Here is a 20,150-nt window from a genome sequence, read left to right on the forward strand (position 1 = left end):
GGTCGGCCAAGCCCGCGCTTCGCGCCGGGCTCTATTGATCCCCGCCGAGGTTGCTGATGTAGTTGCTGGCCTGTTCGCGGGAGAGGTTGGCGATCCCGGCCTGGTCTTCGGGCCAGCGGAATCCATCGTCGTTGCCGGGCAGATCCCGGTCGAGAAGCAGGCCCATGATTCGGTCGACTTGTGCCTCGGTGGCGAACTCGCGGCCCTCGGCGGCCAGCCGCTCACGCTCACGTCGCCGCTGTTCGGCCAGCTTGCTCATGGCCTCCTCGAGGGCGCCGATGTCGCGCCGGGCGCGCAGTTCCCAGTCCATGCGGTCCAGCCCGGACAGGCCGTAGTCGGCGCTGCCGGACAGGGTGTCCAGTCCACCGCGCATCACGATCGCGGGATGCAGGCCGCATTCGGCATCGGGGACCGCCGCAACGCCTGCCGCCGCGCAGGCGGTCTCGTAGTCGGCGCGGGTGTGGGAGAGCCCCGGGGCGGCCGCGTCGGCGGCGGCCAGGGCGGCCTGGTACTCCGCCGTCCGTTCGGCGTCGCGGCCCCAGGAGCGGGCCAGCGTCAGCTCCAGCCACACGGCATGCTCGACGGTGTAGCGCGGGATGGTTCCCCGAAAGGCGCAGCCGACCTCGTCGTCGGTCTCGGGAACCAGGCCGACCGCGTCGCAGGCGGCCTCGTAGGCGCGCCGGGACCAGGCGATCGCATCCGGTCCATCGACCGCGCACCCGGCGGCTTTCGCCGTCGCCAGCATCGCGGTGAGCCGTTCGTGCGCGGCCGCCAGGGCCCGTTCGTCACCGGCGGCCAGCTTCGCGTCCTCGACGCTGGCGTAGAAGTACTGTGCGGCCGCAGGGCCTTCCTCGGCCGCGCGATACCAGCGAACGGTTCCCCCGCCAGCGAGGAACTGGCTTCTGTTGGACACCAGGCCATGGGAGTATTCCGAGCGCGCACGCAGCAGATACACCCTCTCCCCGGCCGGACCGGTCGCCTCGAGGACGTCACCTAGGTGCTTGTCCCCGCTGTAGACGGGGGCGGCGAGCGCAGGCTTGACGTCGTAGCCGGCCTGGTAGGTCTCGATGATGATCTGGTCGCCGGTGGCCGCATCGGTGAAGCGGGCGACTTCCGTCGCCTTCAGGCTGCCGGCCGAGGTGGTCCTGCGGTGGCGTGGCGGTGCGGTGCTCATGGTCTTCGTCCTCTCGGCGTGGAGTACCGGATCCCTCGAAGGGCAATGAGGACGTGCACCACCCATATTGCACAACGGGTACGACAGAAGTACCCGGCCCGGACTGCACGCGAGGAGGTTCGGGCTGCTCTGGAGCAACAAGGCGGGCGACCTGGTCGTCAGACGTGGTCGATGGCGCGGAAGGCTGATTGGCTCCAGCGGGCGAAGATCTGCTCCCCGGCGCTGGGCGCGATGCCGGCTTGGCGGCCGAGGATCGGCTCCAGCATGATCCCGTACCTCTCGGGCAGGACTTCGAAAGGCGTGGCGGCGTAGTAGGCGGCCAGTCCTGAGCGAATCGGGAACTGGCCATAGACGACCATCGCGCCGAGCTGATGGTGCAGCCGCCACGCCTGAGCGAGCATTCGTGCGCCCAGGCCTGAGCCGCGAGCGGCCGGGTCGACGGCCAGACCTTGAATTTTGGTGGCCAAGGTAAGGCCGAGCAGGGCGTGGGAGGGCAAGAACCCCTTGGAGTAAAGCTCGGCGAACACAGTGCCCGGCGGCACCGTCATGACGATACCGCCGATCTGATCATCGCGGTCAACGGCGACGAGCAGCGCGGCCATCTTGACGATCGCGAGGTTCGGGTCGCCAGCGGCCGCAGCTTCGGCGATGGGATAGAGCAGCGCCTGTTTGCCATCGCGCAGCCCGGCCAGGAGCACCTCGGCGTGGGCACCGGCCCGGATAGTGGCGGCGACGTCAGCGTCGAGACGAAGGTGCGCCAGAGCCAGCAGTTCAGCAGCCCGGTCGAGCTCGCCGACGCCGGCCAGGCGCAGGCGCCATCCAGGGGCCAGACGAACACCCCGGACCAGCTCGTGGGCTCGAATCGGCGGGGCAGGACGCTCAGGGCGCTTGGGCTTGCGGGCCTTCAACTTGGCCATCATGACCTCTCCGAGACTGTCGGGGGTTCGGCATCGTGGTCACCGTCGCGAGGCGCGAGCGGCGCCGCCGCCGCGAGGAACACCGGGTCCCATTCCAGCACCCGGCCAGGCTCACCATCGACAGGAGCAGCCCGCCACCCTTCCGGTGTGAAGTGAGCAAACACCAAGCGAAGCCGCACGGCAGGGTCTACCCGAGCGATCGTGGAGAACTCTGTCCTGATGAGCCTGGCAGGCCCGAAGAACTGCGCCCCATCGAATGCGACGGTGCCAGAGAACGTTGCCTTGACGAACACTGCGGGCCCGGAGAACACCGCCCATTTGAACCTGGCAGTCGCGGCGAACTTCGCCCCACTGAAGCCGGCGTCCCCGGCGAAGCTCGCTTCGCCAAACCCGGCGTACCCGGCGAACTTCGCATCGACAAACCAAGCTGTCCCGGCAAACACCACCCCACCGAATCCTGCGTAGCCGGCGAACTCCGTGCGAATGAATCCGGCGTCGTGCTCGGAGAATCTCGCCCGCCCAAACCCAGCATCCCCGCGGAACCTTGCCTCATCGAACACAGCACGCCTGGAGAACACCGCCTCATCGAACACAGCAGTCCCGGAGAACACCGCCTCGCCAAATCCTGCGTCCCTGTTGAACGTCGCCTTGGCGAACCCGGCGATCGCAGAGAACCTCACCCCGCCGAACACGGCGGCCCCGGTGAACCTCGCCCTGTCGAACACGGCGGGCCCGGTGAACGTCGCCCCATCGAACCTAGCGGTGAGGATGTGGCAGCCGCGGAAATCGAGGTTGTGGAGGTGGGCGCCGGTGAGGTCGATGTCCATGGCGCCCCAGAACGCGTTGACGGGCTCGGGGGTGGTGTCGTCACGGTTGTCTTTGGGGCGCGGGTCGCGGAGGTGGTCGGCGAGCAGGCGCTGGGCGGTGGCGCGGACGTGCAGTTCCTCCGCTGGCCACACCGCACGCGGCCTGTCCTGACTCTCGCCGTCCACGTTGGGTTCCATCGCGGAGGATGGACTGCTGCCAGGTGCCTCTGGTGGTGGCATGCGCAGGTAGGAGCACCACACGTCCATGACCGCATGCCGGCGCGTGGGGTGCTCTTGGCCGAGGTCGTCCAAGGCGTGCAGGGCACCGACCCGCACCGCCGCCTGTGCGTGGCCCAGATGCTCGACGGCCTTGAGGAACAGCTCCTGCGCGCGTTTTTGGATCGCGTCGGCCTGCGTCGCGGCGGCGTCGCGTTCGGCTTGTTCGAAGCGGCGTTCGGCGTCGGCGATCTGGTGGGCCTGGGCATCCAGTTGTCGCTGGTGTTCGGCCTGGGCCAGGACGTGGCTCTGCTGAGCCAGGCGCTGGCGGTGAAGGAGCGCCCCGAGCGTGACCAGTCCGCCGGCGCCGAGCCCGACGGTGGCCGCAGTGCGCAACGCCTCGAAGCTCACACCCTGGGCCGCTAGCAGCCAGTACGCGCCGAAGGTGACCGCGATCGGCACCGCCAGCAACCCGAACAGCAGCCACCACCACGACCGGCGCGGCCGCGACGCCGGGCTTCCCCCAGAATTCATCCCGTAACCGTCCACGAAGGACACCAAGACCACCATCACCCGAGCAGGCGAACCGCTACCGACTCGCCAGCATCTGACCGGACTCGGCGACTCCTCACCACCGGCACCCGTTACCGCCGGGCGTGTCGTGTCGTTGCACCAGGTGCAGGCGACGCGCGGGTCCTGGGCCTGAGGGGTGCTCAGGACCGGCGCATCACGCAGGCCACGGGCTCCCGGGGTGAGGGCCCAGCTGGGCCGCTCCGCTTGCCGTCGGGGGGACGGCACCGAAATCGCGGAGCGGCCCAACCCTCCCGCGCTTCCTTGGAATGGCAGGCGGACGGCTGCCGGCGAGAACGCGTGCGCCGAGAAGGATGCGGCCTCCGGACGGGAGGGAGGCGCCAGTGATCCCTCCCCCTATCGGGTGAACGGCCCTGTTGCCGTCGCGTGGCCGGGCGTAGCGTCGGAGATCTTCCACCGCTTCGGTGGCGGAAGGGGACGGCGGGGTGCGGCACCGCCGTCGCAGAAGCGTCTCGGGGTGTGTGGCCTCTGGAGACCTGGGCCGTCCTGTCTCGTCCCCTCGTGGCAGGACGGCCCACTTGCTTGCCCGGGCGGCTTCGCGGGCGTCGACCGGTTGCGCTGCTGGCGGTCCTGAGGGGACGATGAGGGCGTGGCCGTGCCTATTCCCCGTCAGCTGCCTCAGATGCGCGCCGAGCTCGTCGGCTGGCTCGGTGGCCTCGATGCCCAAACCGTCACCGGCTACATAGGTGAGCTGCTGCCCGAGCAGGCCGAGGCCGTCGTCAGGCGGGCCCGTGCGGCCGCCGGCGAGGCCGAGCTCTACTACGTCAACGACGAGCTGACCGATCTCGCGCGCCAGATCGGGGCGGGCCTGGACACCTACGCCGTCGACGCCGACGACGACCTGCCCTCCCCTTGCGGGCTGCTCATGTGGTCCCGCCCGGTCACGACACTCGACCCGGACATCCCGTTCCAGCCCAACGCCGTGGCGTGGGCCGCCGCCGGCAACCACATCCAGGTCCAGATCTACGCCCACCTCGACAGCCAACCGCGCCGCGCGGCAAAAATCGAGATCCGCAGCCTGCGCAACGCCACCGGCGTTCGACGCTTCCCCGACCTGCACATGATGTGGGAGACCCGGATGATCGCCGACGGGAAGGAACGGCCCTGGGAGTCCACCGAGGACGACGACCCCATGTCGTATGAGCTCCTGCGCGGACTGGTCGCCACATGGCTGCTCATCCGCCAACCCGCCGACTCGCGAAGCCGCCTCCACGACATCGAGGACCTCACCGCCCCGAAAGCGAGCCATCGCCGCATCGCCGCCGCTGGCGGCGACCCCACCCGCACCACCCGCTACGTCACCTTGCGCAAGCGCCTGCGCGACCCCGACGCCGAACCGGCCCCGGGCGACGCCAACCGTGTCTACCACCACCGCTGGTTCGTCCGCCCCCACCGCGTCACCGTCCACCCCGCCACCGGCACCCGGCGTGTCTGGCGCGGCCCCTACCTCGCCGTCCCACCCGGCTGCGAAGACGCACCCATCCTCGGCACCGACCGAGTGTTCATCGTGCGCCGATAACCAGCCATGCGAGCTGCGCTTCGTCGGCTACTACGACAACCCGCCGGCCGGAGTGCGCCCCGTCGCCGAGCCGACGTGATGTAGTCACTCATCCCTGTCGCCGGGCCGCACGCGCCCTGTCCACGCCTCATCACATCCCGGCGGCCGCACGCGCCTCCCAGCGCCCCCGACCGGCGCCAGAGCCGTTCCTACGCCGACGTCCGTTAGGTCGACCTTCGGCAAGCCGATGGCCGGGGCGTCGCCCCGGCCATCGGCTGTGGAACAGGTTTTCAGTGATCGAACTGGCCGGACTTGACCAGTGTGATGAACCCCCCGTGCTCGTTGACGTCCACACCGAGCGTCGGTGTGTCCGCCCCGAGTTTGCTGTCACCGATCTGCACCCCTCCAGATCCGGTGGCCCGCAGCAGCACGCAGTTGCCCTGGGCGTTGCCGCTCTTGGAGCTCTTGCGCCAGGTCCCGATCCTTCTATCCACCGTCGTACTCCTCATATGGGGTCGCGCCGGCCCACGCGTCGTCGAACGTGGACTGGTACAGAAAGACTAGGTCCGGCTGTTCGATGTAGCGGACGGCGTCTAGGCCTTCCAGCGTCACCAGCGGCGGGTTGAGCGCCCCGGGTGCCCCCATGGTGATCACCGTGAACGCCGCGTGCATGCATCCGTGAGGGCGGTGGGCGATACGGATCTGCACGTCCGGGCGCTGTGCGAGCTCCTCCAAACGATCCGCCTGTTCGGCTTCGGCCTCCGGCCAGTGCCGCAGGTACTGGAAGGCCGCGCCGCCGATGAGGAACCGGAAGCGCCTGTGGCCCTTCGGCGTGCGCAGGACCTCGACTTGGCGTTTGGGTCGCCCGTCCCGGATCACCTGGGCCTCCTCGGGGCTGGCCGGGGGGTTGAGTTCCTGGAGCTGGGCGAGGTACGCCTGCGTCTGGGCCAGGCCGGGCATGAGCATCGGACACCAGTCGTCGTAGCTGGTCGAGGCCCGCTCGGCTTCGTAGAACAGCCGCCACTCCGGCGCCACGGCCGAGTAGTCCTCCCACAGCCCGCGCTCACCCGATCTCTCAAGGAGGTGGAGGAGGAACTCGCGCCGCTCGCTGCTCACGCCGTAGGCCTCACACATCGACGTGACGGTCGGTCCGCGAGTGCCCATCTTGGACTGCTCGATACGCCAGATCGTGTTGGGTTGCACCTTGGCCGCTCGCGCGGCCGCCGCGGTGGACAGGCCGGCCGACAGCCTGTCGGCGCGCAACGCGACCCCGAGTGCTCGGCGCGCCAGAGTCGGCGCTTCGGAGGCATCCTCGATGCCAGAAGGGTTGGCCATCCTACGGAGTATTCCGTGGACGCCCGTTCCGTCACGGACGAGGTTTCACGGAACGCGCGTCACCTCTGGTGATCAAGCCATTACCGGGCTTAGCGTCGGGTTACCAGCGCGTTTCGGCGTTGGTCCAGGCCGGAGGGTTGTCCCGTGTTCGCTCCGCCGCATCCGCGTCCCGCTTCGCCTCCCGCAACGGCCGGGGACGCGCACCCGGGCGGCGACCACGGGATCGACCCTCCATTGTCCCGAGAGCGGGGTGAACCAGTGATCGCACAGTGGGCCGTGGCGATCACATGGGCGGGGCTGGCCGGTGTCGTCGTCGGCGGTCTCGCGTTTCCCGACCGAGCGGGACAGGGCCCGGCTGCGGCCGTCGTCGCAACGACGATGACGGCCGCGGCCGCCGGGATCGCCGGCCGCACCGCCTGGCTGTGCGGCCGCCCCGACAACGAGGAGAACCGATGGCGGCCGGGGCGCGTAAGCGCGCAGACACCATCGTCATCGCCTTCACCTTCGGGCCGGGACCGCTCGGCGAATGAGGGAGAAGACCGTCACCGAAAGGAGCGCACGATGTTAGAACCTGTGAGCAGGAAGGGGAGGGCGATGCGCCGGCGAGCTATGACGAGCCTGGCCATGGCCGTGCTGACTCTCCTGGCAGTACTGGTACCAACGCAGGCGCTGGCCAGCGTCACCAACGGCACCCGCACCGAGTCACACGGCCCGGCCAGCGGGCAGCAGACCTGGACTGTCAGCGAAACCTACAGCCTCATAGTCAACCCACACGGCACCTGGAGCGCCGGGACCTGCGCCGACTCGGTCTTCGACTGGAAGGCCCTGCAAGGCGGGCTCACCAAGCATCACGACGCGGCGATCGCGCGCACCTGCGACTACCGCTACGGGATCACCACACCGACCCGCAACGACTCCGGCTCGGCGCGCAGCCTGATCGGCAGCCAGAAGCTGGCGACGTGTGTGGGCGCCGACGACCACACGATGGCCGCAGCGAGCCTGTGCACCAACGCCCCGGCGCCCTACTCCGACATGACCGTCGTCGGCAATGTCGAGGACGTGGTGCCCTCCACCTGCGCTCGCACCTGGCTGGTCGAGTGGGGCGGGTACGGGCCGACGGAGAACTCCGGCGGCAACCAAGACGACTGCTACTCCTAGGGGGACGGCAATGACCATGACGAGACTCAAGCAGGTCCTGGCAACGGTGGGCGTGGCGGCGATGGGCGCCTTCGCGTTGTCGGGGTGCGGCAGCCCCGCCGATGCCGCCGGCAGCGGCGACACCGACCAGCTCACCCAGACCCGCGGCGACTTCTTCGCGCTGCTGGACACGGTGCACGGCGACTCCGACGACCGGGAGGCCGGCGAGTTCACCGCCCACACCCTCCAGCAGCAGGCGATCGCGGCGTGCATGGCGCGCTACGACTTCGACTACCAGCCGATCCCGTTCCAGCGGACCGGCCCCACCCGCAGCTTCATCGCCAGCGACACCGCGTTCTCGCCGATCGCCGAGTTCGGGATCGGCGCCGGTAAGGCCATCGAGGCCCAAAACCCTCCGGTCTACGACCCCGCCTACGAAGCGCTGCCAGAGAAAGAGAAGATCCGCTGGGGCAAGACGATCACGGCCGAATGCGGCCAGGCCGGAGGCGATGACCCCGACACCACGACGGTCGAGCCGGATGTGCGCGCCCAGTGGGAGCGCCCGGCCCACTTCGACGAGGTCAACACCGCCTTGATGGACATGCTGGAGACCGCCCGCCAGGACCCCGGCCTCCAGAAGGCCTACGGCGAGTACCGCAGCTGCATGGAAGGCGGGGGTTTCAACGCCACCGTCTCCGGGGTCGGTGATGAGTCCGGGGAGCCGCTGGCCGCCGTTCTCGGGCAGGTCACCGCCGCCTACAACGCCGTCCCGGCCGGGGAGTGGGCCACGATGGTCGACACTCCGCAGTGGGAAACGGCCTCACGGCTGGAGGCGACCGCCTCCGCTCAGGACGCCGTCTGCCGCCAGCCCGTCCAAGACGCCGCCCTCACCCTGATCACCGACGAGCTCGCCGCGTTCCAGACCCAGCACGCCGAGACCATCGGCCTAGTGGCCGGGGAGTGGAACACCATCCGAGAGAAGGCCTCTTCCCTCAGGTAGCGCCTGCACGCCAGCGGGCCCACCACGAACACGTGGTGGGCCCGTTCCCGTCCGGGTAGCGAGCATGCAGGGCCGACCGCGCCGACGACATCGTCGAAGCGCTTGGCTCATGGTCGCCGGTCGGGAGAGAAAACAGCGTGGTCTGCACATGGCTCTACCCCGCGGCCCGGCCGGCGATGCAACGCTCTAGCGGTAGTCGTCGGCCTCGTCGCACGTCTTGTCCATGCCCTTGATGGCTTTCTCCAGGGCGGAGTTGCTCTGCTTGGCGACGGCTTCGAAGAACTTCTCGACCTCGTCGATGCACGCCGCGAGGGCCTCGTTGGCCTCTGTGGCGTCGTCGAGCTCTTCCTGGGTGTCCTCGAGTTCCCCGTTGAGCGAGGTGTTCTTGCCGGTGAGGTCCTCAGTTGTCTGTTCGGAGGCGACCAAGGCGTCCCTGGTGTCCGTGAGCTTCCCGGCGGTGCTGGCCAAGACCACGGTAAGGACGATCGCGGCGACGAGCAGCAGGCCGGTGACCAGCGAAAGGATCGGTACGGCCTTGCTCTTCTTCGGCGCTGGCTGGGGTGGACCGAAGGCCGGCGCGGCAGGGTCAGCCTGTGCAATCCCCACGGTGGACGGGCCGGCGGGAACGGGCGGGGCCTGCTCCACGGCGGGGGCCGCCGGAGAGGTGGCGGGGTCCTGTGTGGTCCGGTCCGCGGGGACGGGGGCGGCGTATGCAGTGTGGTCTGCCATGGCGGGCTCCACGGTTGGGGTGTCGGCCGTGGAGGGCGGAACGGGCGAGGCGCTTGACGCCTCGTTCGGGGAGTTCGGGGCAGCGGGCATCGTCATGGAGTGGGCTCCTTGCTGGGCGGGTGTTCGGGCAGTGGGCATCGGTCGCGTTCGCGGGGGGCCAGGCACTGTTCTCACGCGCAGGACGACCGAACCAGAAGAGTAGCGCCCCGCACACGAACCCTTGATCACGTCCGCGTCACTATTGCAACTCGAAGCGCCAGTCGCGCGTGGGCCGCCATCACCCTCATGACCCGACGCCTCGCACGCACCTGAATTCCTCGACACCCGCCAAGCAGCACGCCATCAGAAGCCAGGTCCCGCACAGGTTCTCAGTTCCCCATGAATCGCCGACGCCAATATCCGCAAGCTCTGAACGGCGGTGCCAGTACAAGCGAGGGCGGCGGCCACAGCGCCAAGCCACAGGCGTTCTTCTTCCAGCCTTCGGATCGCTACGCGCGTCGCTGCCGACACGCCACGGATCCGACGAACCGGAATCCCTCGTCTGGGCCGCCAACGCTCCGCGCGCAGCCCCTTTGGACGCCTACGTGGCATCGGCCTTTCGGATCAGCATGCCCACCTCCTGCCACGGGCGAGACAGCCCTCACCACGCCCCAGCGGCCGGGATGCGCCACTGGCGGGCCCCGACCGGATATGGAACAGGCACTGAGGACGTGGAAGGCATGCTCGGCCCGTGCCGGCACCTGGAGCCGGAGGTGTACCGCAACGAGGACGAGCGGTTCGCACTCGCCCTTCGCATGGCCCACGATGCGTGGGTGGCAACCCAGTAGCCATCCGCCCGGCAGACCTACAGGCCGGTCAGCGCATCTCGGTGTTCTGACCGGCCTCTTGTGTTGCGGCGGGCAGGCCGGGCAGGCCAGCCGAGAGCCGGTCGAGGGACTCCGCGTGCCGGGCGAGTTCACGAGGGCGCCGGTCGTAGGCCAGGGTCGTCTCGACGCTGGCGTGCCCGACGTCGTGCTGGACGTTGACAGGGTCCTCACCGGCGGCGAGCCGGTCGGTGATGTGGCTGGCGCGGAAGGTGTGCGGCCGGAGGTTGCCGGTGATGCCGGCGCGCTTGGCGAGGACCTTCAGGTGCCGGCGGACACCAGTCTGGTCCCAGCGCAGCCCGTTCTCGCTCAGCAGCAGCGGTCCGCTGGTCCGCCCGGCGAGGTAGGCCCGGGTGACCACGGCGACCGGGTCGGGCACGGGAACCAGGACGTGGTCGCTGTGCCCTTTGCGGCGGGTCTTGAGCACCCACCGGCCGCCGTGTTTGAACAGGTCGTCGGCGTCGAGGTTGCAGACCTCGCTGATGCGGCCGCCGGTGATGTAGAGCAGGAGCACCAAGGTGTTGGAGCGCGGGTTGCCCGCGGCCACGGTCATGAGCCGGTCGCGGTCGTCCTGCGGCAGGGCGGGGGTGGCGCGTGCGCGCCGTTCGGTCCTGGGGAGCTTGGGGAGCTGGACCCCGTTGAACGGGTTGTACGCCTTCCCGTGGGTCCGGGAGGCGGCGTAGACGTAGAACGCGGTGACGGTGGTCAAGACGCCTCGGCGGGTCGAGGGCGCCAGCGGTTTCCCGGTCCGGGGTGCGGTTTCCTGGCGCAGGAATCCCGCGAATGCCTCGGCGTGCGGGAAGGCCGCGCGCAGCGGATGGAGGCCGCGGTCCAGGAGGAACTTCACCCAGCGGCGCAGCCGGGTCGCGGCCGCTCGGCGGGAGCTGGCCGATTCGATGTAGGAGGCGCACCACGCTCCGCCCAGGAGGGGCAGGGGGTCGCCCGGGTCGGGGTAGTGCCCGGCGAGCCAGTCGCGGAGGTCCCGGGCGTCGGCCGGCCAGTCCAGGCTGACGTCGTAGGTGTCGGCGCGCGCCAGCTCGCCGCTGTACTCGTAGCGCTGGATCTGGCTCATGGGTCCCGTCCCGCTGTTGGTGTCCGTGGACAACGGTAGTGGCGGGCGGGTCCGCTCGAGCACTTTGCGGGCCCGCCCGCCGGGCTACCGCCGGTTGATGATCTCGGCGGCCAGGGCGAGCGCCAGGACGGTCGTTCCCCCTGCGGCCAGAGTCGTCCAGGCCAGGTGCAGCAGGCTGGCCTTGGCCCGGGCGAGGCCGATAACGCTGGCGCGTCCTGCCGGATCGGTGTCGGCCGGGTCGCACGGGAGGGCCAGGGCGGCCCCGCTCATCGCCGTCGCGATGGTAGTGGCCGCCAGCCCGGCCCACGCGATCACCGCGGCGAAGCCCTTCGGGCTGGTGTTGACCAGCGCGGCCACGAACACCGCGGTGAGCAGACCGCTGCCGATGACGGCCCCCAATGCCCAGCGGGAGGCGCGGCGAGCGCTGAGGCTGTGTTCGTGGAGCTCCTCGAGGTCAACTGCAACCGGTGCAGCTAGGGCGGCGAGGTCGTGGGCGAGCTTCACCGTCGCCTCGGCGATGCCCGCCTGGTTTTCTGGATATCCCAGCCTGGCCGAATCCTTGGTGGGCAGGTCTTGCAGGGTCCCCAGGAGCATCGCGTGGAGGAGGTTGGTGTGCCGCGGGTCGGCCACGGCCGGGCAGGGGGCGGCCTCATCACCGGTGTGGGGGGCGGACAGGCGCGCGATGAAGGCGTCGATCGCGACCTTGACCCGTTCGGTGGTGCGCGGCTCGTACGGGTCGGGCCAAGGGTGTCCCTCGTGGTAGGCGCGGACGAGGAAGTTGTGGACGGTCAGGGAAACGGCGAGGCGGGTGTAGGGGCTGGCGGGAGCGTCAGTGTCCGGAGTGCTGGCGGTGGTGATCGTCATCGAGGGGCTCCGAGGTTCGCGCGGCGGATGAGCGGGACGGCGTGGCAGTAATCGACCTGGCCGGGTTCGGGCAGCGGGCAGGTGCAGGCGAGGTCGCGTCCGGTCAGCAGGGGCAGGCTGTTCAGGAGACGCTGGCGGTAGCGCTCGCCGTCGAGGGAGGTCCAGTGCGGGGCGCCGTCGAGCCACTCCTCGAACATCACCACGACGTGGGCACGGATCTGTTCGGGGGTGCCAACCAGTCCCCACTCGGCGGCCATAGCGATCTTGAAAGGGTTCCCGTATCGGGAGGGGCGGCAGACGATGACGGCGTTGGCGGGGAGCTTCCAGCCCTTCACTCGTTGGCGCCGGATCCGCTGCGGCAGCAGGATCGTCGGGGGCGAAGGAAGGACGGGTCCGATCAGAGTGGTGGTCACCGGGCACTCCAGGAGGTCACAAGCACGCCGACGCGCTTGCTGCCGAGCTCGTCGGCGGACGCGATGGCGGTGGCACGGCGGACGGCCCAGGCGACGTCGTCGCTGCTGAGGTTGGCGGGGTTCACGGTGGTCTCCTTCTACGCCGTTCGGCGGGTCGGTGCGCGGCGGGTGCGGGTGTGCGGGACGTCGGTGACGGTCAGGTGGGCGTAGTGGCCTCCGTCGATGTCCTCAGTGAGGTCATCGACGGTGTAGGTGATGTCATGGCCCGTGTGGGCGCAGGTGATGACCGCGACGGGATCGCGCTCGAGGTTGAACGGGATGCTGGCGCGCTTGTCGCAGCACGGCATCTCGACACGGAGCTGGCAACGGCGGGCGGGGGTGGTGTAGCAGGTCGCGGTGCGGCCCGGCCACAGGTCCGCCACCGCGGCGGTGGTGCCGGGCGGGATGGGCGGCGCGGGCGCCGGCGGGCGGGGCCGGTTGAGGGGCGTGTAGGACTCGGAGTCCGGGTGGCAATTCAGGCAATCGCCGGTCAGATGGTTGCCGTGTTCGCAGCGCAGTTGCCGGTTGAGGAGGGTGCGGTCGCGGCCGGTGGGGTCGTCGGCGTCGGTCATGTCCTCTGCGATGCGCCAGGCCATGCGGATGAAGGTGACGGTGTCTCCCGGCATCGCATCCGCCAGGTCGGTCAGGGACTGTCCGGCGCGCAGCTGGGCAAGGAGGGCGCCGCGCAGCGCGTCTAGGAGCTGCGCGGCGCCCTGGTCGGCGCTCGCCTGCAGGATGGTCATGTGGTCTCCGAGTAGGGGAAGGTGGACAAGACGAGGTCGCCTGAGGAGGTACGGCGCAGTTCGGCGTGCTTGTAGGAGATGCGGCTCTTGACCTGGGTGATCCATCCCGCGTTCTCGGCGGCTTTCAGGTGGCGGGTGAGCGCGTGCGGGATGTCGTACCGGGGGTGGTGGTAGGCGCCGCCGTGGACGGTGATGGGCTGGGAACGGTCACCGGTAACCTGCAGCGCCAGCCGCAGACCCGTGAGAGGGGCGGGGAGTCCCTGGTGGACGGTGGGGGTCAGCGGCAGGCCGGTGTGCCAGTGCTCGGCGCCGAGGGCGACGTCGTAGACGTAGCGTTCAACGCGGCGGCGGTGCCATCCCCGGCAGCGGCGCGGGCTGCGGTGGACGGTGGCTACTCCCCCGCAGATGCAGCCCGGAAGCAGTGAGCGAAGGCTCTGTCGGTCACCGGGGATGTACTGGCGCAGGTGCCACCATCCGGCGTCGGGCCCCCAGCCGGGGTGGCCGGGGGTGTAGGGCTCGAAGACGACGTCGAGGTGGGCGCCGACGACGGCTCGGCGTGCGCGGCGGCCGCTGGGGGCGGAAACCCTCGTCGGCGGCGGGGCGGCGCCGCTCATCTACGGTTGCCGCTGGTGGTGGCAGGGGGCGCCGGTCAGGATCTCGGCGAGGGCGCTGGGGCTGTCGAGGTACCACCATGTGGGTGTCCCACACGCGCACGCCCGAAGCATCCGCAGGGAGCCGTGGCCGGTGGTGGCGAAGTCGAAGGCGGAGCCACCGTGAACGAGGCGTCCGGTGTACCGGATCCCATCGGGCAGGTCCGGACGGTCGGTGGCGGGCTGCCAGGCGATGCGGTCGGCGAGGTCGTCCCCGAGGCGGTTTCGGGCGGCGTCTTGGGCCAGGCGGAGGTCTCGGTCGACGGGAGCCTGTTCATGTGCCTTGAGGAGTGCGATGAGGTCACGCTCGCCGTCGGTGAGGGTGACTGGCGGGTACTGCGCACCGCATCGGTGCTCGGGATGGTCGGGGTTGGCGGGGTCCCACCGGCCGTCGAAGGCAGTCATGAGGTCGATGCCGTATCCGGTGAGGTCCCAGGTGAGCGTGACTCCGCAGGCGGCGCATGCCCGGTCGAGGTACAGGTTGTCGATGTCGGGGTCGTCGCTGTACCAGGTGAGGGTGAGGGCTTCGCCGTCGATGTCGAGCTGGCAGGTCCACGTGTCGGGCCGTCGCTCGTCGTCGGGGGTGAGCGTGAAGCGGTGGGCAAGGCCCCGTCCGAAGACCGAGGCGAGCGCGGCCTGGACCCTCCACCAGTCCTCGTTGCTGCCTGTGGGACGAAAGGGCTCAGCGGCGGCGAGCGCGGCACGGAGTGCGGTGTTCATGGGCGTCCTCTCAAGTCGTTCTCGCGCCGCTCGGGGACTCGAACCCCGCCCCTTCCCGTGGACGTATCCGAAGGACGGGCACAGCCCTGTGCTTACGGCTTACCGGCGTGATCAGCGTCGGCCCAGGTGGTGGGGAGCGACCTCAACACCAAGACCATGATAACGCATTATCACCAGTCATGGAGAAGGGAGAGGGAGAGCCGTGTCACGGTCTTAACCTGCTCGACTGGGGGCCTCTGCCACGAGGGACGGGCGGCCCATCGGGGCCCGCCCGTCCCTCGTGGTCAGGTCCTGGCTGAGTACGGCTCGTGGTCGGTGTCGATCAGCCGGGCGTGCGCGTGCCGTGGGTGGCGAGCGTGGAACGGCTCCTGCCGGTGGCACCAGGGGTCACGGGTGCCGCTGACGTGCCAGGTGGGTCGGTGAAGGTCGGGGTCGGCCTCTCTCAGCCAGATCCATTCGCCGCATCCGGCGCACCTGGAGTTGTCACCGATCGTCCAGGCGAGCGACTTCGTGGCGCAGGCCGGTGAGGTTGATGGTGCGGGGGTCGAGGCGGCCGAGGAACTCGATCCAGATGAGGCCCCGCGCGAAGACGGGCTTCTCGCCTTCGTCGGTCAGCGCCTTCGTCTTCCAGCTCTTCTCCTGCCCGATGTGGTTGAGGAGGTGCTACCAGTCGGCGGGGTCGCCGTTGACGAGCGGCCCGAGGAGACTGTGGCGTTCGCCTCGGGGGTGGTCATGGGGTCCTTCCTGTTGATCAGGACTGCAAGGGATCGGGGTGTTCGTCGTCTGGTTGCTCGTCGTCCCAGGGGCGCATGAGCACCTGCGGGGGCCGCCCGTTCTGGCTAATGGCCAGGACGGCGCGCTCCTTGACCACCGAGGTGAGCCTGGCCGGCCAGTTGTCGCGCAGGTCCGTCGCCGTCACCAGGGTCGTTCCCGGCGGAGCGACCTGGGCGAGGTGCAGGTCCGTGTTCAGGTCGGCACCGACGGTTTCGTCGATCTCGGTTTCCTGGATGCGTTCGATGACGGCAACGGGCGCGCCGTACCGGCGCACCATAATCCGGGCGCCCGCGTGAACGCGGGACAGCAAGTAACCGAGATTGCGCTGCACCTCGGTCGCGGGCAGTTGACGCACAGGAGGGTGAGACATGACGCCAGTGTTACACAATCTGTGCATCACACCAGTGTTACACAGATTGTGTATCTAGACAAGCGCGCTCTAACCTTCCGCCATTTTGGTGGATTCTGCTATTCTGGCGGGCATGGATGAAGAGGTTCTGCGTGACGTGGTCACGCTGTTGCACCCCGACCCCGACGTCGAGGGCTTCCCCGACCCCGAGCGGGCAGCCGTCCTGCTCGCGCAGGCACGTCAGCGGAGGAAGGACGCCGAGACGGAGATGCGTGCCGCCGGGCTCGACGTCGCCGGAACCGAACCGGTCCTGGTCGCCCTGGCCGACAGGCGTGAAGTGATCGCCGAGGCCAAAGACCAGATGCACATGCTCATCGCCTACTCCCGGGGGCCCGCTCCCAGCCCAGGTCGACACACCCTCGACGAGCTCGCCGAGCACAGCGGTCTCAGCCCGACGAGTGTCCGGCGCTTCGCTGGCGACGATCGCGCCACCGCTGGGGTGCGTGACGTCCTAGCCCGCCACCACGGTGGCGGCGACCCCGAGGTGGACGCGATGCGCGCGATCGTCCAGGCGTCCGCGCAGGACCGCCAGGACGTCATGACCGCGGTCTTGGAGGGCCTTCCCGCCCCGGCGCGAACCCGTGTTCGCGGCTGGGCGTCGGATCGCTTTGGCGCCGGCTCCCGGTGACGGCCATGGCCGGCCACGGGGTTCCGATCGTGCGGTTCGCCCAGCTGGTGTGCGATGAGCACATCGACGAGGCGGTACGCACGAACATGTGGCCGTTCTCGACCCTCGAAGCCCGTGCCATCGAGGATGAATGCCGCCCCTGTGCCGCCCGGATCTGGCAGAACATCCCGCGCGAACGCTCCATCACCCGCCTCCACGCCGATCTGTCCGACTCCGCCGTCGGCATGATCGCCGCCGTCCACGAAGCCGGCCACGCTCTTGTCGGCCTGGCAGGAGCGATGGACCTGGAGTGGATCAGGATCGACCCGCCCCGCTCCGGTGGGACCTGCCGGTGGGCGCCCGGACGGTGGGAGGCGACGGGCTACCTGGCGATGCTGTGGGCAGGAGGCTTGGCCGCACAACGATGGCTGGCCGAGCAGGGACTTACCGATGTCGCCGATGCCCTCGACGCCACCGCCGGCGCCGTTCACGACCACACCGAGATCCGCGAGAGCGTGACCGAACACAGTCTCCCCGCGCTCACCGGCCGCGACCAGGCCGTTGAGCTTCTCGACACCAACTGGGCGAAGGTGTCCACCGTGGCCGCCTACCTGGCCAGACACCACTTCGTCACCGCCGACATGACCCACGCGCTGATCAGCAGCGCGACCGGTTGAACCCGCCGCGGACGGCGAGCGCCTGCTGAGCTCTTACTTACGCTCGCCATCCACGTGGTGTACCGGAGGGAGACCACTGGGTGGCCCGGCGCTCACACAGGAGATGATGTGCAGGTGACGCGCGGGGTGATGATCGACGGGCCGGAGACGGCCGACCGGGACGACGCCGTGTGGGTCGCCCGGGACGGCGCGGGCTGGTCGCTCACCGTCCACATCGCCGACGTCGCGGCCGTGGTCCCCCTCGGCGGGGCCGTGGACGCCGGGGCGCGGCGGATGATTACCACCCGCTACCTGCCCGAGGGCGGGCACGTCCCGATGATCGGCGCGGGCGAGGCGCGGGCGACCCTGCGCGAGGGCGTCGCGCAGCCCACGCTGCGGGTGACGGTCGCCTTCGACGCCGACGGCGAGGCGGTCGCCTCCGATGTCGCCCGGGGCGTGCTGTCGGAGGGCGCCGCGCGCACCTACCCGCAGGCCGCCGCCGCGCTGCGCGACCCGGACGACCCGCTGCACACGATGCTGACCCACGCCCACGAGCTGTCCCGCGTCCTGCTGTCGCGGCGGCGCGCGGCGGGCGCCCTGGCCTTCTACGACCTGCTCCAGGGCTTCGCCACCACCGAGGAGGGCAACCTGGTCCGGCTCGGCGGGGCCCTGCGCAACGCCGGGTACATGATCGTGCAGGAACTCATGATCGCCGCCAACGAGGCGGTGGCGCTGTGGGTGGCCGAGCACGACGTGCCGATCCTGTTCCGCAACCACCGCGCCTCGGCGGTGGCGCCCTCGCGCGACGAGCTGTTGGAGGACCTCTCGTCCTTCGCTGCGGAGACGGGCAACCGGGTCCTAGTGGAGAAGCGGCTGGCGATGCTGATGCGCCCGGCGACCTACGCGCCGACCGTCACCGGCCACTACGCCCTGAACCTCCCGGCCTACACGCACGCAACCTCGCCGCTGCGCCGCTACCCGGACCTGGTCACGCAGCGCATGCTGTTCGCCGCCGCCGACGGCGCTCCCCCGCCCTACTCGCTGGACCAGCTGACGGAAATGGCCGAAGGCATCAACGCCACCATCCGCCAGCGCCGCCAGGCCACCAGCGACCGTCACCGCGACCAGGCGCGCCGGCAGACCCGCCGGGTCCTGGACACCGCGCCCCTGGCGCAGGTCGACTCCGACACCTTCCACCGCGTCGTCAAGCTCGCTGTCACCGAAGACGTCCCTCGCGAAGGCCTCGCCGAGGAACTCGTGCGCCGCCTCGCCGACGATGTCCTGGCACCGCGCACCATCTGCCACGTCCTGTTCGACGCCGAAGGCGATGCGTGGCGGCTGCTGAAGGAACGGCTCGGCGACTGGCTCGCCGAGGAGCCATCGCGAGCCGTCACCGGCCTGAGCGTCTACGCCCAGGACGTCATGGGCGGTCCCATCTCCGATGAGCACGTCGCGTGGACGGTGGAGGCCACCGGCACCACGCAGCAGCCGCGCTTCACCGCGCGGGTCGCGCTGCGGCTGGGCAGCCTGGGCCACGAGTCGCCGGGCCGGACCGCGGCGTCCAAGAAGGACGCCCGCTCACACGCCGCCCTCACCCTGGTCTGCGCCCTCGCGGGGATCGCCGACCGCTCCCGGGACGACGTGGAGCTCCCCGAGCCGCCCTCCCCCGCCGCGCGCGCCCGGCAGGTCCCCGCCGACCGGCACCCGGTGATGGCGGTGAACGAGTACGCACAGCTCGGCGTGATCAGCGGGCTGACCTTCGACTACGAGCGGGACGGCACACCACACGAGCCGGTCTTCACGTGCACCGCCTCGGCGGTGCTGGCCGGGTCCGGGCTGCCCATGTCGGGCACCGGCACGGCAGGGGCGAAGCAGGCCGCCAAGACCACCGCCGCCGCCGATCTCCGGAAGCGGATCAAGGCGTGACCGCCGCGGCGCTCGCCACCGCAGGGTTGTCCGGGGTGCAGCCTGAATGAGCGACCGTCCGGCGGATCCTTACCGGTTACGGTGTCCACTATGGGTGAACGCGCCACTGAGTGGTTACGAGAGCACACCGGAACGCGGGTGCGTGTGCTGGACGAGGCGATGTTCCGCATCACCACAGGGTCGTGCCGGCTCCAGCTCTTCACCGGCAACGACCTTCGGCCGGTCGCCGTGGTCACACAGACCAGCAGCGAAGGCCGCAGCCTCATGAACGCCGCCGAGCGCTTCATCGAGGCGGTGTGGGAGCAGCACTGCCCGGATAAACCCGAGCCTCCCATCTTCGTCGCCAACCAGCTCGAACCCGACCTCGGCATCCAGGTCTACGGCTTCGAGACTGCCGACAGGTACAAGGTCGGCCGACCACGGTGGGGACCGCATCTCAGCACCGACGAGCTCGCTGAACTCGTCGGCGGCCCGATCGATCCAGGCCGCGGGGAAGGCATGGTGCCCTGGGTGTACCCCCCGGAGGGACGCTTGGTGTTCCGGGTTGTCACGGTGGTCGGGCTCCCGCGCGCCGACCACGAGGGTGACCCGCCGTGCATGCCCGCGCCGACACCGTGGTGGCGGCGGGTCGGCCGCCAGGTCGTTCCACGCCGCGTCCGGCCCGAGTGCTGCTCATACCACCTGGGCGACTGGAGACGTGCGGCCGCAGCCGCCGTTGCCGCACTCCGGCACGCCCAGGCGATTCATGCCCCTGAGGACGGTATCCAGGAGGTTCGCCGCACCGCATACCGACACCTGGACGCGCAGCCAGATCTTGATGCGACGACCCGGCGGTGGGCGAGTTCGCTATTCACCGATCCGGTCCAGCCGCATTACGACGTGGGTGGGTACACCAACGGTCGACACCGCTCGCAGGCGATGCTCGACGCCGGCGCGCGGCGGACGGTGGTGGGAATCTGGGAGCCCCCGCAAGGACGCCCCTGGTGATCAGCGGCGCACGGTGCCTCAGGC

At 70.0% G+C, this 20,150-nt stretch carries 22 protein-coding genes; 8 read left to right on the forward strand and 14 right to left on the reverse strand.

The genetic code is table 11. The features are described from left to right. Positions 1-31: 31 nt before the first annotated feature. The 3 genes from AB0I28_RS32350 to AB0I28_RS32360 all read right to left on the reverse strand — a co-directional run bounded on the left by AB0I28_RS32350 (position 32) and on the right by AB0I28_RS32360 (position 3,083). Positions 32-1,174 carry a hypothetical protein gene (locus tag AB0I28_RS32350; RefSeq protein WP_357499505.1) on the reverse strand — a complete coding sequence of 381 codons (1,143 nt, stop codon included), beginning with the start codon at positions 1,172-1,174 and terminating at the stop codon, positions 32-34. 158 nt (positions 1,175-1,332) lie between these two features. Then, positions 1,333-2,094, reverse strand: coding sequence for a hypothetical protein (locus tag AB0I28_RS32355; RefSeq protein WP_357499506.1), 762 nt, complete (start codon positions 2,092-2,094; stop codon positions 1,333-1,335). Beyond that, entirely contained in the window at positions 2,091-3,083 is a 993-nt protein-coding gene (locus AB0I28_RS32360; protein ID WP_357499507.1) for a pentapeptide repeat-containing protein, read from the reverse strand. The genes AB0I28_RS32355 and AB0I28_RS32360 overlap by 4 nt, the downstream gene beginning before the upstream one ends. 108 nt (positions 3,084-3,191) lie before the next feature. Here AB0I28_RS32360 and AB0I28_RS32365 point away from each other — a divergent pair, with 108 nt between their 5' ends. Together AB0I28_RS32365 and AB0I28_RS32370 are read left to right on the forward strand one after the other, a co-directional pair. Further along, positions 3,192-3,539, forward strand: coding sequence for a hypothetical protein (locus AB0I28_RS32365; protein ID WP_357499508.1), 348 nt, complete (start codon positions 3,192-3,194; stop codon positions 3,537-3,539). 787 nt (positions 3,540-4,326) lie between these two features. Then, positions 4,327-5,223: a hypothetical protein gene (locus AB0I28_RS32370; protein WP_357499509.1), complete on the forward strand. Its 897-nt coding sequence runs from the start codon at positions 4,327-4,329 to the stop codon at positions 5,221-5,223. A 269-nt stretch (positions 5,224-5,492) separates the two neighbouring features. Here the strand turns inward: AB0I28_RS32370 and AB0I28_RS32375 are convergent, their stop codons facing one another. Then, the gene (locus AB0I28_RS32375) at positions 5,493-5,696 is read right to left on the reverse strand and encodes a DUF397 domain-containing protein (protein WP_357499510.1); all 204 of its coding nucleotides are present in this window, start codon (positions 5,694-5,696) and stop codon (positions 5,493-5,495) included. Continuing rightward, positions 5,689-6,537 (reverse strand): Scr1 family TA system antitoxin-like transcriptional regulator, encoded by an 849-nt coding sequence (locus tag AB0I28_RS32380; RefSeq protein ID WP_357499511.1) that lies wholly within the window; start codon positions 6,535-6,537, stop codon positions 5,689-5,691. Before AB0I28_RS32380 ends, AB0I28_RS32375 begins: the two co-directional genes overlap by 8 nt. A 594-nt stretch (positions 6,538-7,131) precedes the next feature. Here AB0I28_RS32380 and AB0I28_RS32385 point away from each other — a divergent pair. After that, entirely contained in the window at positions 7,132-7,695 is a 564-nt protein-coding gene (locus AB0I28_RS32385) for a hypothetical protein (RefSeq protein ID WP_357499512.1), read from the forward strand. Positions 7,696-7,705: 10 nt separating this feature from the next. Further along, complete coding sequence (locus tag AB0I28_RS32390; protein WP_357499513.1) at positions 7,706-8,674, forward strand: hypothetical protein; 969 nt, start codon at positions 7,706-7,708, stop codon at positions 8,672-8,674. A gap of 186 nt (positions 8,675-8,860) precedes the next feature. Here AB0I28_RS32390 and AB0I28_RS32395 read toward each other — a convergent pair whose 3' ends face one another. The 9 genes from AB0I28_RS32395 to AB0I28_RS32435 all read right to left on the reverse strand — a co-directional run bounded on the left by AB0I28_RS32395 (position 8,861) and on the right by AB0I28_RS32435 (position 15,896). Further along, positions 8,861-9,403, reverse strand: a complete 543-nt coding sequence (locus AB0I28_RS32395) for a hypothetical protein (RefSeq protein WP_357499514.1) — start codon at positions 9,401-9,403, stop codon at positions 8,861-8,863. Positions 9,404-10,258: 855 nt separating this feature from the next. Continuing rightward, positions 10,259-11,338 carry a tyrosine-type recombinase/integrase gene (locus AB0I28_RS32400; RefSeq protein ID WP_357499515.1) on the reverse strand — a complete coding sequence of 360 codons (1,080 nt, stop codon included), beginning with the start codon at positions 11,336-11,338 and terminating at the stop codon, positions 10,259-10,261. A gap of 84 nt (positions 11,339-11,422) precedes the next feature. Further along, a complete protein-coding gene (locus AB0I28_RS32405; RefSeq protein WP_357499516.1) occupies positions 11,423-12,202 on the reverse strand; it encodes a hypothetical protein in 780 nt (259 codons plus the stop codon). Continuing rightward, positions 12,199-12,615 (reverse strand): DUF4326 domain-containing protein, encoded by a 417-nt coding sequence (locus AB0I28_RS32410; RefSeq protein WP_357499517.1) that lies wholly within the window; start codon positions 12,613-12,615, stop codon positions 12,199-12,201. The genes AB0I28_RS32405 and AB0I28_RS32410 overlap by 4 nt, the downstream gene beginning before the upstream one ends. After that, entirely contained in the window at positions 12,612-12,740 is a 129-nt protein-coding gene (locus tag AB0I28_RS32415) for a hypothetical protein (RefSeq protein ID WP_357499518.1), read from the reverse strand. The genes AB0I28_RS32410 and AB0I28_RS32415 overlap by 4 nt, the downstream gene beginning before the upstream one ends. A 12-nt stretch (positions 12,741-12,752) precedes the next feature. After that, a complete protein-coding gene (locus AB0I28_RS32420) occupies positions 12,753-13,397 on the reverse strand; it encodes a hypothetical protein (protein WP_357499519.1) in 645 nt (214 codons plus the stop codon). Beyond that, on the reverse strand, positions 13,394-14,011 hold the full coding sequence (locus AB0I28_RS32425; protein WP_357499520.1) for a hypothetical protein: 618 nt from the start codon (positions 14,009-14,011) through the stop codon (positions 13,394-13,396). Before AB0I28_RS32425 ends, AB0I28_RS32420 begins: the two co-directional genes overlap by 4 nt. Beyond that, the gene (locus AB0I28_RS32430) at positions 14,012-14,767 is read right to left on the reverse strand and encodes a hypothetical protein (RefSeq protein WP_357499521.1); all 756 of its coding nucleotides are present in this window, start codon (positions 14,765-14,767) and stop codon (positions 14,012-14,014) included. It abuts the gene before it with no gap. A gap of 751 nt (positions 14,768-15,518) precedes the next feature. Next, entirely contained in the window at positions 15,519-15,896 is a 378-nt protein-coding gene (locus AB0I28_RS32435; RefSeq protein WP_357499522.1) for a hypothetical protein, read from the reverse strand. A 127-nt stretch (positions 15,897-16,023) separates the two neighbouring features. On the opposite strand from AB0I28_RS32435, the gene AB0I28_RS32440 reads away from it, so the two are divergent. From AB0I28_RS32440 to AB0I28_RS32455, 4 genes are all read left to right on the forward strand, one after another. Next, positions 16,024-16,578, forward strand: coding sequence for a hypothetical protein (locus AB0I28_RS32440; RefSeq protein WP_357499523.1), 555 nt, complete (start codon positions 16,024-16,026; stop codon positions 16,576-16,578). Between the two features lie 5 nt (positions 16,579-16,583). Next, positions 16,584-17,234, forward strand: a complete 651-nt coding sequence (locus AB0I28_RS32445) for a hypothetical protein (protein WP_357499524.1) — start codon at positions 16,584-16,586, stop codon at positions 17,232-17,234. 108 nt (positions 17,235-17,342) lie between these two features. Beyond that, a complete protein-coding gene (locus AB0I28_RS32450; RefSeq protein ID WP_357499525.1) occupies positions 17,343-19,139 on the forward strand; it encodes an RNB domain-containing ribonuclease in 1,797 nt (598 codons plus the stop codon). 264 nt (positions 19,140-19,403) lie between these two features. Further along, positions 19,404-20,126: a hypothetical protein gene (locus AB0I28_RS32455; RefSeq protein WP_357499526.1), complete on the forward strand. Its 723-nt coding sequence runs from the start codon at positions 19,404-19,406 to the stop codon at positions 20,124-20,126. Positions 20,127-20,150: the final 24 nt, after the last annotated feature.

This window comes from Phytomonospora sp. NPDC050363 (assembly GCF_040655735.1).
Taxonomy (GTDB): Bacteria; Actinomycetota; Actinomycetes; order Mycobacteriales; family Micromonosporaceae; genus Phytomonospora.